The organism is Oleiphilus sp. HI0066 (assembly GCF_001635725.1).
Genome location: NZ_LWFH01001012.1, coordinates 1 through 13,436, shown reverse-complemented (window position 1 = coordinate 13,436; position 13,436 = coordinate 1). Strand labels below are relative to the sequence as shown.

Here is a 13,436-nt window from a genome sequence, read left to right as displayed (position 1 = left end):
AGTTTTACCACCAAATAGTATTAGAAATAGAAGGTCTATGCTCTATAGCTATTAGCTTGCACAATAAGCAATTGCCTTATCATATGATTCGAGAAACAACTGTTTGATTCTGAATCGCGTATAGGTTTCGTCTTGATAAATACGTTGATAGCCCGCCACGATGGCTTCTACAGCATCGACGGCTAAGCGAAATTGTTCATACTGAAATGTCCAGTCGGGTAGGTCAGTTTGAACTTCCGTCGGTTCAGAAGTGCAGCTTTCGAGTAATTCTTGATAACCAGGAATCGCATCATTAACGCTTACTGGATTGATCGCACCAAGTGCCGCGCGGAAGCGATCAATTTTAGATGCTAACTGATTTTTACCTTCCTTCGGATTGCCCTCAACTTGGTTATAGGTTTCTGAGGCGACCAATAAAAATTGGCCGACTTCAGAATCATCCGGCTGACTGAGAAAGGTATTAATATCGATTAAAGGCTCACAGTACTCATTATCTGCGCCCATTTGAATTAACAGTTGCCGTTCGTATAGAAAAGGCGGCTGATCAAGCACACTGAGCTCCAAAAGGTTTTTTGCTTGCTCCAAACGAAGACCATTTTGGAAAGAGCACTGATATTCCGCATGAGCCGTCAGACTCACGCAAAGCATTACAAACAAGCAGATAAATCGATTACACATTAGAAGTTTTCCAAAACGACCAGTCATGGCTAACAAGGCTAGTCGATTTTTTTAATGCAGACGCAGAAAACAGAGCAATGTTGATCTTAAACAAGATCAGATAGTAAAGATAAGCTAGATTTAAATTATCACTTATTAAGGAGGGATTTCGATGAACTTAGATGATGCGGTGACATTTTTTGGCTGGGTTAGTACGATCAACCTCGCTTACCTAGGTTTAGCGACTTTCGCCGTTGTCGTATTCAAAGCGCAAATGCTTGCGATACACAATCGCTTGTTTGGACTAAATGCAACGGCATTGAGCACCAGTTATTTTAAGTTCCTTGCGAATTACAAAATCATGACCTTAATCTTCTGTGTCGCTCCATACTTAGCACTTAGATTTATGAATAGTTAAATTCATAAATAGCTAAAAGCACGCTACGCCAACAGATCTTTAACGAAGCTCGGTAACACTTCACCAGCCTTGCCTTGAATGGAGCGAGAGAAACTCGAGTGCACGGCAGAGGGCTTTAGGTTGATCTCAATACTATCTGCACCTGCATGATTAGCGACTTCAACAAATCCCGCCGCAGGATATACATGACCTGAGGTACCGATCGATATAAAGGCATCGCATTGTTCAATCGCTTGATAAATCTCATCCATATATAAAGGCATTTCACCAAACCAAACGACATGCGGACGCATTTGAACCATTGCACCACAGTTTTCACATACTGAATTTGGTGTCGTATCGACGCGTGACTCCTGTACAAATTCACAAGACTGACAACGCTCCTTAAGCAACTCTCCGTGCATATGTAATACATTTTGAGAGCCTGCACGTTCATGCAGATCATCAATATTCTGCGTCACGAGTATAAATGAATGGCCTGCTAACTGCATCGCACGTTCAAGATCTACTAATGCCCTGTGGGCTAGATTGGGCTGAATATTTGGCGAAAGTAAAAACTGACGACGCTGATTGTAGAACGATTGAACAAGTTCAGGATTGCGTGCAAAACCCTCTGGAGAGGCAACGTCTTCAATACGGTGTTCCTCCCACAAACCGTCACTCGCTCTAAAAGTTTGGATACCAGATTCTGCTGAGATACCAGCTCCCGTCAGTACAACGACAGATTTATACTTCATTCCAACTCCTTTCGTTTAAATAGGCGTTTGCTGAAATTAAGTTCTTTATCATGTGCCTAGCGCTTTAATGACGCTAGCCATACTCTTTTTTTCTCACTGAGTGACATTGCCACATAGGCAGGACTCGTCGAAGGCATGACACCGCTATCAATGCCCTTATCGTTAAGATATTGCTTTCCCATGTGCTTAAAAAAAGTTTTTGCTGATGCTTGTCCGTTAAACAACACCAACGATAAGTCTGGGTGTCGTGCGATAAATGCATCAAAGTCATTAACGATGACCGTATCAGGCGCGATATCAGAATCCATACTTCCGGGACGATGACAGCTAGCAATCGTGTCCCATACGCTTATACCTAGAGCAGTCAAAGCGCTAACTCGCTCAGAATAAGCGGAATCATAAGGAACGCCTGAAAACTCTGCCATAATCTTCCAAAAGGCGTTTTGCGGATGACCATAATATTGCTGTAAGGAAAGGGATTTTTGACTCGGCATACTGCCTAAAATCAAGACCCGTGTGCTAGCGCTTTCAATCGGAGAAAACGCATGATCAAGCAAACGGGAAGTAGGCATAGAGGTTTAAGAAAACTAGTTGAGCTTTGCTACAACCGAGCTAGAGGCGCGCTTCGCTTTTTCTAAGGCGCTTTCAAGTTCATCAGCTCGTGCTAACGCTACCCCCATTCTCCGTTTGCCTGACACTTCAGGCTTTCCAAATAATCGAAGCTCAGTAAGCGGCTCAGATAAGGCTTGTTGAATACCAGTAAACACCACGTTTTGGCTTTCACCTTCAACTAACACCACAGAAGACGCAGAAGGCCCTAGTTGAGAAATACGCGGAATCGGCAAACCTAAAAACGCACGTGTATGCAATGCAAATTCTGACAGGTCTTGCGAAATGAGCGTCACCAAGCCCGTATCATGCGGACGAGGAGATACTTCACTAAAGAATACCTCATCGCCTTTGATAAATAATTCCACACCAAACAGCCCACAGCCACCCAAACTACTCGTTACTTTATCTGCGATGACCTCAGAACGCTCTAGTGCCAAATCAGACATTACTTGCGGCTGCCATGACTGCTGATAGTCACCATCTTTTTGCACGTGGCCAATAGGCGCGCAGAAACTTGTCGTGAGATCATCTCCGTCTTTGTGGCGAATAGTTAGCAAGGTGATTTCGTAGTCAAAATCAACACTGCCTTCAATTATGACTTTGCCCTTTCCAGCGCGACCACCGGATTGTGCGTATTCCCAAGCTGATTCAATCTGATCCGCTTCGCTTAAACGACTCTGCCCTTTGCCAGAAGAGCTCATAATAGGTTTGACGAAACAAGGGAAGCCGATGCGCTCAATGGCGGCTTTAAAATCATCAATGTTATCAGCGAACTCATAGGTAGAGGTTGGCAAACCCAACTCTTGGGCAGCTAAGGTGCGAATGCCCTCTCGGTTCATCGTCAAGTTCACTGCGCGAGCCGAAGGCACGATATGCACGCCCTCTTCTTCGAGTTTAAGCAGTTCAGCCGTCGCAATCGCTTCAATTTCAGGAACAACAAAATCTGGTTTTTCTTTTTCAATGACCGCACGCAATGCGACTGGGTCAAGCATATCAACAACATAAGAACGATGAGCCACGTGCATGCCGGGCGCATTTTCGTAGCGATCAACTGCAATAACTTCAACACCCAAGCGCTGAAGTTCAATCACCACTTCTTTACCAAGCTCACCCGCACCACAAAAAAGTACTTTTGTTGCGTGACTAGTCAGCGCCGTTCCTAATGTTGTCATTGTTGTTTTCCTTGTTGTCGCTCACGACCTATATGTAAGAGCCTTTTTCGCGCTCGCGAACGCGTTCCATAATCTCAGCTTTTTCAGGTTCTGATTTCATTCCCCAACCTGCTATTTCTTGGCCGGTACGGTGACATCCAACGCACACGTCATTTTCGTCTAGGGCGCAAATACTCACGCAAGGAGAGGCAATCGGTTTACTTTCTATACTCATTCTTTACTTCTAACACAGAGAGGAAATCTTAAAAATCACCCCATAGTTTTACTAACTATGCATCTTCTAGCTGTTTCAAATGCTTTTGATAGCGCTGAGAATTCGACACATAATGCGCTGCACTTAGCTCCAGCATTTTCATTTGCTGGTCGCTGAGAGTGCGTTTAATTTTGGCGGGGCTTCCTACCACCATTGAACCGTCAGGGATTTCCATATTTTCTGTGATTAATGCATTCGCACCAATCAAACAATGCTTCCCAATTTTGGCGCCATTTAACACTACCGCGTTGATGCCTATCAAGCTGTAATCACCGATCGTACAGCCATGCAACATGACATTGTGACCGATAGTGACGCCCTTGCCTATATTAAGAGGAAATCCGGGATCGATGTGCAATACCGACCCGTCCTGAATATTGCTTTGCGGGCCAACAACGACTTTGTCATTATCTGCACGGATTACAACGTTGAACCAAACGCTCGCGTCCTCATGCAATTCAATATCACCAATCAAGCTCGCATTAGGCGCGATAAAGCCTGGAGCACCATGTTGAACAGGTTGCTTATCGTTTAGGCTGAATTTCATCTCTATCCTTCAGGTAGTCATCAAATATTGTTATTCTTGCATCCATTGCGACATTCAAAAACTCAACCAGCACAATCGCTGTGAGCCCCCAAATTTCATAACGGATACCCTGATAGTCATACTCATACGATGGAACTGCAAGAGAGGTTCCTTTGTAGGTCATTTTATCTCGACGAATAGGTTGTGCATCTAAAAAGAAGTCCAATGGAACGCGAAAGACACTTTCAATTTCATAGGGGCTGGGTACCACTGAAATATCATGGTCAACAAGTCCAACAAAAGGGTTTACCTGTATACCATGAAGAGAAACGACCTGACTCAGGCCACCAATGACTTCGACCGAACTCGGCGCAATACCTAGTTCTTCATGCGTTTCGCGCAATGCAGTATTAATGAGAGTTTCGTCGGTGTGATCGAACTTACCCCCTGGGAAGGCAACTTGACCACTGTGCGTAGAGAGACGCGACGAACGACGCGTCAAAATAACCTCAGGTCTAGCAGTATTGCGGGTAATTGGCATTAACACGCCAGCTTTGGGAAGCTCAGCACCTAATTGTCTAGGTTGATAATCACTAAGACGACTTTCGAACTGCTGTATAAGACTCATGAGGTAGTTCAATAAATTTGAGATTGGGCACCTTAGCATAGGGTTTAGGGATTGTTAATTGAGTCTGTGTGCTAGAGAATGTCGCGCTAGCCAAAAATAGAGAATGGGCACATTTTGATATGAACTTTTGCAGTAATTGCGGCCATGCCGTTCAACAGAAAATTCCAGCCGACGATAGTCGACTTCGATACGTATGCCCTCAATGCGAGACCATTCACTATCAAAATCCAAACATTGTCGCGGGCACACTTCCCGTATTCGAAGATAAAGTACTTCTTTGCAAGCGAGCCATTGAACCGCGCTATGGCTATTGGACACTGCCTGCAGGATTTATGGAAAACCAAGAAACGACCATGGAAGCAGCAGCACGAGAAACATGGGAAGAAGCCGAAGCAAAAGTAACGCTGCACTCCCTGTTAACCGTTATCAACGTTCCTCAAATCAATCAAGTCCATATGTACTTCTTGGCCACACTCATTGATGGCGAGTTCGGCGTTGGAACGGAAAGCCTTGAGTGCGCATTGTATACAGAAGAAGAAATCCCGTGGGATGAGCTAGCCTTCCCTACCGTTAAACGTACTTTGAAGCGTTATTTTGCGGATAGGAAAGAAGGGAAATTTCCCACGCACGTGTCTGATACATTCCGAGAACCGAGAGAGATCGATTTTGCAGCAACGCTGGGTGAAGACTGGGTGCGCTAAAACTGCGTCTCGAGTTTTATCACATGGTAAGCGGGTTCTTCATAAGGATGCGCATTCTTTAATGCTTGCACTGCGTCCGCGATATGTTTTGCACTACACACCATATCGACTTTAGCCTCCTCGACTTCGCTTAATTGATCTACTTCGCCGATGGTAGGATTTGCCAAACCGATTGGCTTAAACTGGCCAATGCCTCGCGTTTCAAACGAGCAATGTTCATAGTTACCTATCCTTCCCGCACCAGCTGCAAACACAGACTTCTTTACGAAATCACAATCCGTTACAGGCACGTAAAAGCTCAAAAAATAATCTGGTTTTATCGACATATTCTTACTCACAAGATCTGTGGATAACTCTGGGGATACTTAGTCTTAACTTGCGTCAAAACCGCATAAAATAAGCTTTTGAAACAGCTTGCGGGCTTTTTGATCAAAAAATAAATAAATCAATAAAATCAATAATTTAGATTTGTCAATGTGTCAAAATACTTTTTTTATGCACAAGTCGCCATACACCTTGCCGTAAACAGCCAAGTTTGTGCATAAGAATTCCAACGCACCAAAAAAATGCATTGACAGAGTGAAGATTAGATGAAATAGAGACTGCGTATTTCTTATCATAAATGCTGCGAAAAAGTACTTTCAGGCCGCAACGGGATTTCAGTATGGCACAAAACTTTACATTTGCATGTTTATTTTTAGACAAGTTTTTTAGAAAACAGGACAAATTAAAAGCACTAAGTTATATAGGCAAAAAAAATGGGGTCAGAGCAAAGCTCTAACCCCATTTAAATTAAAAGCATTCGTTATTTAAAGAATTCTCGAGCGTTCTGGAATAAGCGCAACCATGGAGCATTTTCACCCCAACCTTGCGGATGCCATGAGTTCTGAAGTGTTCGATAAACACGCTCAGGATGCGGCATCATAATCGTCACACGACCATCAGAAGAACTTAAACCCGTTATCCCCTCAGGAGATCCGTTAGGGTTAAACGGATAAGCTTCCGTCGCAGAACCATAGTTATCAACATAACGCAATGCAACTTGAGACTGTGCCTGTAAGCTAGCTAGTGCATTGTCATTACTAAACTCAGCGCGCCCTTCTCCGTGCGCCACAGCGACCGGTATACGCGTTCCCGCCATTCCTTGCAACATGATTGAATTTGATTCTAACAACTCAATCATCACTGCACGCGCTTCAAATTGCTCTGAGCGATTACGCACAAAATGCGGCCATAAATCTGCACCAGGAATAAGCTCACGCAAGTTCGACAACATCTGACAGCCGTTACACACGCCCAAGACTAGGGTCTGATCACGATCAAAGAATGTTTGGAACTGATTCTTAACTTGCTCATTGAACAAAATCGATTTTGCCCAACCTTCACCTGCACCAAGTACGTCGCCATAAGAGAAGCCACCACATGCAACAAGCGCATTAAAATCAGCTAGATCTACGCGTTGAGCGCCGAGGTCACTCATGTGCACATCTTGTGCTTCAAATCCTGCTCGCGTGAATGCTGCAGCCATTTCTGTTTGACCATTTACGCCTTGCTCACGCAATACAGCAATACGAGGTTTGGCCCCTGTATTAATATAAGGCGCAGCAACATCTTCATTGAGATCAAAGCTCAATTCAGCATGTAGACCAGGATTGTTGGCATCAGCTAAAGCATCAAACTCTTGCTGTGCACATTCTGAATTATCACGCAGGCTTTGCATTTTATAGCTGGTTGTAGACCACAGTTGCCACAAGCTAGAACGAGAACGCTCAATGACCGCTTTACCGTCAAAGCTACAACGCACCATGTCGTCATCATTCAATGTGCCGATCACTAGCGTGTGTTCACCTAATCCTGCAGCAGTAAACTGCTGAAGCACTTCCTCGGTATCGGCAGCATTGACTTGAATCACCGCACCAAGCTCTTCATTAAACAATTCACGGGCAAAGTGTGAATCATCTTCAGCAAGCTGATCGAGTTTGATGTCAACACCCACATGGCCTGCGAAGGACATCTCTGCCAAAGTCGCGAATAAACCGCCATCTGAACGGTCATGATAAGCCAATAGCTTACCGTGTTTGTTTAAGCCCTGAATCACAGCAAAGAAGGCTTTTAAGTCTTCAGAGTCATTAAGATCTGGCGCGATCGCACCAACCTGAGAATATACTTGAGCCAAAGCCGAACCGCCCAAACGGTTTTGACCGTTTGCAAGGTCAATCAAAATCAGATCAGTTGCTTGATCAGATACTTGCAGCTGAGGCGTTAGGGTCTGACGAACATCTACAACCGGTGCGAACCCTGAGATGATCAAAGACATTGGCGACACAACTGACTTATCTGCGCCGTCTTCTTTCCAAACTGTCTTCATAGACATCGAGTCTTTACCGACTGGTATCGAAATGCCTAGCTCCGGACACAATTCGATACCCACAGCTTCGACAGCTTTATATAAGTTGTCATCTTCACCTGCGTGGCCTGCCGCAGCCATCCAGTTAGCAGACATTCGAATATCCCCTAACTGATCAATCGATGCTGCAGCCAAATTTGTTACTGCCTCTCCAACCGCCATTCGGGCGGAAGCTGCTGCATCGATCACGGCGATCGGAGTACGCTCACCCATCGCCATAGCTTCACCAGCGTACCCATCAAGATCAGAACTCGTTACCGCGACATCTGCCACAGGTACCTGCCAAGGCCCAACCATCTGATCACGGGCAACCATTCCTGTGATACTGCGGTCGCCGATTGTAATCAGGAAGTTTTTACTCGCTACACTCGGCAAACTTAAAACACGATCTACCGCTTCGTTAATATCAATACCGGTAGAATCGAAAACTTCTTTCGTGAACTTGCCCGACTCCACACTTCTGTGCATTTTAGGCGGTTTGCCGAACAATACCGACATCGGCAAATCAACAGGCTTATTCTCAAAATGCGGATCATCAAGCGTCAGCTCATGCTCTTCTAACGCTTCACCAACAATGGCATAAGGACAACGCTCGCGAGCGCAAAGCTCTTCAAACTTAGCTAGGTCTTTATCCTCAACAGCCAACACATAACGCTCTTGGGATTCATTACACCAAATCTCATGCGGCGCCATACCCGGCTCATCGTTTGGCACTTTGCGCAAATCAAAGCGACCACCACGACCACCATCTTTCACCAATTCAGGAAAGGCATTAGATAAACCGCCAGCGCCCACATCGTGAATGAAAGCAATCGGGTTTTGATCACCAAGTTGCCAGCAGCGGTCAATCACCTCTTGGCAACGACGTTCCATTTCAGGGTTTTCACGTTGCACAGATGCAAAGTCTAAATCTGCGTGACTTGAGCCAGAGTCCATTGACGAGGCAGCGCCACCGCCTAGGCCAATCAGCATTGCTGGGCCACCCAGTACAATTAGTTTGGCACCTACTTTGATCTCGCCTTTTTCAACGTGCTCGCCACGAATATTTCCAAGACCACCAGCGATCATAATCGGCTTGTGGTAGCCTTTGACTTCACGTCCTAGTGGACTTGCCACTTCTTGTTCAAACGTACGGAAATATCCCGTTAGGTTCGGACGACCGAATTCATTATTGAACGCAGCACCACCAATCGGCCCATCCAACATAATATCTAATGCGGAACAAATGCGGTCGGGCTTACCAAAATCTTGCTCCCACGGCTGTTTGAAGCCCGGAATATTCAAGTTAGAAACCGTAAAACCAGTCAAACCCGCTTTAGGTTTAGAGCCTTTACCCGTCGCACCTTCGTCACGAATTTCACCACCAGAACCCGTCGATGCACCACTAAAAGGTGAAATCGCCGTTGGGTGGTTGTGAGTCTCTACTTTCATCAGGATATGAATATCTTCTTCATTTCCTTCGTAGACCTTCGTTTCTGGATTAGGAAAGAATCGCTTGCCCTTCGAGCCTACAATCACTGATGCGTTATCTTTATACGCAGATAAAACCCCTTCTCCGCTCAGTTGATTTGTATTCTTGATCATCGCAAACAACGATTTATCTTGAGCTTCCCCATCAATATCCCAAGACGCGTTGAATATCTTATGACGACAATGCTCAGAGTTCGCTTGCGCAAACATCATCAGTTCTACATCGCTAGGGTTACGCCCAAGATCGATAAATGCTTTGGTCAGATATTCAATTTCATCTTCCGCGAGCGCTAAGCCAATTCGCTTGTTGGCTTCAGTCAAGGCATCTTGCCCATAGGCAATCACATCGACCGTACTTAGCGCTGCTGGCTCTGACTGTTTGAACAGAAGTTCTGCACCCGCAAACTCATGGAATACAGTCTGTGTCATGCGATCGTGAAGCACGTCAGACAATGCACCGACAGTATTTGCATCAAGATTCCCATCAACACGCACATAGTAAGCAATACCACGTTCGATTCGTTTGATCTGATCAAGCCCACAACCTAAGGCGATATCTGTTGCCTTACTCGACCATGGGGAAATCGTTCCGACACGAGGCACAACTAAGAACAATTTGCCTTCTGTCGCTTCCAATTGGCTCTTCGGGCCATATGTTAATAAGCGATTCAATACACTGAGTTCTTGTTCACCAATGGTATCTACTGCGTCTACGAAATGCATAAACTCGGCATATACCGATTCGACTGCATTATTTATTTCTCGTAATTGGGCAAGTAGAGACTGTTGCTTAAAGGGGGATAAAGCAGGTGCACCGCGGAGTTCCATCATAATTCGGACCAAGCCTCATTGGGTGAGATGTAGAAAGGCGCGTATGATACTTCAAACGCATTTCACTGTTAACAATTTAACGTGCATAGATCAATGCTCGCTCAAATGTTCATCATTCTCTATACTGATTAAGCTATAAATTTAATAATTACTGTCTGAAGTATTCTTTTGAATCAATCTCTTAGCAAATCATTATCGCAAGCAAACTATCTGTTTTGCTGCCTTATTCTTGCGCTTAGCTTAGTCGGCTGCGAACAACCCAGCCAACTCGAGCAAATCAAAGAACGTAAGACTCTGCACGTGATTAGCAGAAACGCACCGGGCATTTATTATGAGGGGCGCGATACGAGTGAAGGATTTGAGTATGAGTTCGCTTCACTCTTTGCCAAAAATCTTGGGCTAGATCTCGACGTCAAAGTTGCCGGCACACGCGCTCAGATACGCTCCGCACTCGACAACAACTACACCAACATGGCCGCTTCAATGATGGTACTCAGTGAAGCCAATACCTCAAAGTATAAACACAGCGAGCCCTTTCTAGAAACAACTCCTTTGATTGTGTATCGATATGGCTCAAAACGCCCACGTTCTATCGCGGATCTATCCGGAAAAACGATTGCTGTTGTGAGCGACAGTGACTTGGTCACTGAACTTGAATCGCTGATATTCAATCATCCCGATCTAAAATGGGAAACCGTAAACAGCGACACCGAAGAATTGATACGCATGGTTCAAGACAAAGAGGTTGATCTTGCCCTCGTTTACTCACTAGAACTGAAACTTCACCGCGCTTTTTATCCTCGCGTCCGCCAAGCCTTTGAATTTGGCTCAAGCAAAGGCATTGCTTGGTTTTTCCCAAACAACAGTGACAATACTCTGATTAACGCAGCCAATGCATTTATCCATCAATCCAATGAAGATGGCACATTGATGCAGTTAGAAGAACGCTATTATGGCCATCTAGCGCAAGTGAACTATGTGGGCGCGCGCACCTTCATTCGCCACACAAAACAACGCCTACCAAAGTATGAGGATACCTATAAAAAGTACGCGACCGAATACGAAACCGACTGGCGTTTGATGGCCGCAATGGGTTACCAAGAATCTCACTGGCGACCTAATGCCGTCTCACCAACGGGAGTTCGAGGTTTGATGATGCTCACTTTGGTCACCGCTAAAGAAATGGGCATTAAAAATCGTCTTGATCCGATTCAAAGCATCAAAGGCGGCTCTAAATACTTCTCTAAAATACACAAACGTATTTCCGAAGACGTCCAGGAACCCGATCGGACATGGTTTGCGCTGGCTTCTTATAATGTTGGTCTCGGACATCTTGAAGATGCCCGCATGCTGACCGAGAAAGGTGGCAAGGACCCAAACAAGTGGGCGGATGTGAAAGATTTCCTACCTCTTCTTCAACAGAAGAAATACTACTCACAAACAAAATACGGTTATGCGCGCGGTAAAGAGCCAGTGATCTACGTGCAAAACATTCGTCGTTACTATGACGTATTGCGTTGGCTAGATGAGAGTAAACGCAGAGAGCGCCCCAAAAACACCATAAACTTCGACGAAAACCTAGTGCGATAGTCGTAGAGAAACTCCCCTACCTGTTATCGCACATGTATTCGCACCACACTTACCTTTAGTCTTTTCTATTCGGCTGAGATTGGCTCTCGATATCTCGTAGCATGTCCAGGATTTAGACGCGCTGCGGCACCCGATCGACCAATCCACCATACGTAAATACTTGGCGTAAACCATAACGACAAGATAATCGAGAAGCCAATTCCGCCTGCAATCACTACCGCTAATGGCGGCCAGAATTGCCCACCAACAAGCAGAATCAACGGTATGAATCCAGCAATCGTAGTGAGCGTTGTACTCAAAATATGTCGCGTACAAGACATCACCGCATTGATAATCTCTTGATGATCTCCGGCTTTAGCCTTCTCATTGGCTTCCATTGCAGCGATCACGACAATGGAGCCATTAATCGCCACACCGATCAGACCAGTGATACCAATCAAAGGATTAAAGCCCAATGCATATCCACTAATCCAAAGCGATAAAAAGCCAAAGCCCGCAGCAAGTAATGCGACCATGCCAATGATTGTTGCCAACCTAAAACTGCGAAATGCTAAAACCAAGCAAGTCACCATCAATAAAACCAAAACAGGTAGGTTGGCCGCTAGTGATGCATTTGCTCGCTTACTCTCTTCCGCATCACCGCCCACAGACCAGCGATACCCCTCAGGTAGCACCCAACCACCTGACTCAAGTCGTTCAACAACGGCATTGGTAATATCTATCGGGGTCACGTGCTGTGAAAGATAACCGTGAATAATATTTACTCGCTCACCATTACGACGAGTAATTGAGGCCGCGTCGGGCGTTAGATTGAATTCTCCAAAGGCACTAGCTGGCACCCATCGGCCATCTGGTTGAACAATCGGGAACGCGCGCAACTGTTCGATACTTGCACGCTGACTATTCTCATAGCTCACAGTTACCGGTAACTGCGTAATGTCTTCTAACATGCTGCCTGCTTGAACGCCTTCGTAGGCAGCTTGCAGCTGAGCAGCTACCGAGTCGAGCTGAAGCCCCATTTCGCCGAGAGCAGTTTCATTCGCATCAAACTCAATCTTCGGAGCGCCCGGTTTTACTGATGCTTGGGTATGCAACACACCAGATTGCTGAGAAATAATTGCTCGTAGCTCTTCACCTAAAGTTCTTAACACATCCGTTTCAGGGCCAAACACCCGAAACTCAATTGGCGCTTCGACAGGCGGTCCTTGAGAGAAAGGCTTGGCAACAATTTGAACTTGAGTAAAGCTCTCGCTTAACTCAACTTGAAGCTCATCTATTAGGCTTGATGATGCCTCGACATCCTCAGCAGTCACCACCACTTCGGCGTAGTAGTTCTGGTTGCGATTATTCATCAATTGGTTGTAGTAAAACGCCGGAACACTATCCCCAATAGACCAAACCGTTTGTTTTACCTCTGCTTTATTACGAATCAAC

The 13,436-nt window shown here is 45.4% G+C and carries 13 protein-coding genes; 3 read left to right on the top strand and 10 right to left on the bottom strand.

Annotation, left to right across the window (positions count from 1 at the left end):
- Window positions 1-51 precede the first annotated feature (51 nt).
- Window positions 52-705, bottom strand: a complete 654-nt coding sequence (locus A3738_RS12050) for a hypothetical protein (protein ID WP_068476154.1) — start codon at window positions 703-705, stop codon at window positions 52-54.
- 124 nt (window positions 706-829) lie between these two features.
- Between A3738_RS12050 and A3738_RS12045 the strand changes: the two genes are divergently transcribed.
- Window positions 830-1,075 (top strand): DUF6868 family protein, encoded by a 246-nt coding sequence (locus A3738_RS12045; protein ID WP_068476155.1) that lies wholly within the window; start codon window positions 830-832, stop codon window positions 1,073-1,075.
- 23 nt (window positions 1,076-1,098) lie between these two features.
- Here the strand turns inward: A3738_RS12045 and cobB are convergent, their stop codons facing one another.
- Genes cobB through A3738_RS12015 form a run of 6 tightly spaced genes read right to left on the bottom strand, consistent with a single transcriptional unit; the run spans window position 1,099 to window position 5,003 of the window.
- The gene (gene cobB / locus A3738_RS12040) at window positions 1,099-1,812 is read right to left on the bottom strand and encodes a Sir2 family NAD+-dependent deacetylase (protein ID WP_068476156.1); all 714 of its coding nucleotides are present in this window, start codon (window positions 1,810-1,812) and stop codon (window positions 1,099-1,101) included.
- A gap of 56 nt (window positions 1,813-1,868) precedes the next feature.
- Window positions 1,869-2,384, bottom strand: coding sequence for a DNA-deoxyinosine glycosylase (locus A3738_RS12035; RefSeq protein WP_068476157.1), 516 nt, complete (start codon window positions 2,382-2,384; stop codon window positions 1,869-1,871).
- A 15-nt stretch (window positions 2,385-2,399) separates the two neighbouring features.
- A complete protein-coding gene (gene purT, locus A3738_RS12030; protein ID WP_068476158.1) occupies window positions 2,400-3,596 on the bottom strand; it encodes a formate-dependent phosphoribosylglycinamide formyltransferase in 1,197 nt (398 codons plus the stop codon).
- Window positions 3,597-3,624: 28 nt separating this feature from the next.
- A complete protein-coding gene (locus tag A3738_RS12025) occupies window positions 3,625-3,810 on the bottom strand; it encodes a DUF1289 domain-containing protein (protein WP_068476159.1) in 186 nt (61 codons plus the stop codon).
- A gap of 55 nt (window positions 3,811-3,865) precedes the next feature.
- Complete coding sequence (locus A3738_RS12020) at window positions 3,866-4,396, bottom strand: gamma carbonic anhydrase family protein (RefSeq protein ID WP_068476160.1); 531 nt, start codon at window positions 4,394-4,396, stop codon at window positions 3,866-3,868.
- Complete coding sequence (locus tag A3738_RS12015; protein ID WP_068476161.1) at window positions 4,374-5,003, bottom strand: CoA pyrophosphatase; 630 nt, start codon at window positions 5,001-5,003, stop codon at window positions 4,374-4,376. Before A3738_RS12015 ends, A3738_RS12020 begins: the two co-directional genes overlap by 23 nt.
- Window positions 5,004-5,122: 119 nt before the next feature.
- On the opposite strand from A3738_RS12015, the gene A3738_RS12010 reads away from it, so the two are divergent.
- Complete coding sequence (locus tag A3738_RS12010) at window positions 5,123-5,704, top strand: NUDIX hydrolase (RefSeq protein WP_068475428.1); 582 nt, start codon at window positions 5,123-5,125, stop codon at window positions 5,702-5,704.
- On the opposite strand, the gene A3738_RS12005 is transcribed toward A3738_RS12010, so the two are convergent.
- The gene (locus tag A3738_RS12005) at window positions 5,701-6,030 is read right to left on the bottom strand and encodes an NGG1p interacting factor NIF3 (RefSeq protein ID WP_068475423.1); all 330 of its coding nucleotides are present in this window, start codon (window positions 6,028-6,030) and stop codon (window positions 5,701-5,703) included. The genes A3738_RS12010 and A3738_RS12005 overlap by 4 nt on opposite strands.
- Window positions 6,031-6,509: 479 nt before the next feature.
- A complete protein-coding gene (gene purL / locus A3738_RS12000) occupies window positions 6,510-10,412 on the bottom strand; it encodes a phosphoribosylformylglycinamidine synthase (RefSeq protein WP_068476162.1) in 3,903 nt (1,300 codons plus the stop codon).
- A gap of 168 nt (window positions 10,413-10,580) precedes the next feature.
- On the opposite strand from purL, the gene mltF reads away from it, so the two are divergent.
- On the top strand, window positions 10,581-12,002 hold the full coding sequence (mltF, locus tag A3738_RS11995; RefSeq protein ID WP_068476163.1) for a membrane-bound lytic murein transglycosylase MltF: 1,422 nt from the start codon (window positions 10,581-10,583) through the stop codon (window positions 12,000-12,002).
- Window positions 12,003-12,067: 65 nt separating this feature from the next.
- Here mltF and A3738_RS11990 read toward each other — a convergent pair.
- Window positions 12,068-13,436, bottom strand: a 1,369-nt coding sequence (locus A3738_RS11990) for an efflux RND transporter permease subunit (RefSeq protein ID WP_197473826.1), incomplete at its 5' end; no start/stop codon positions are given.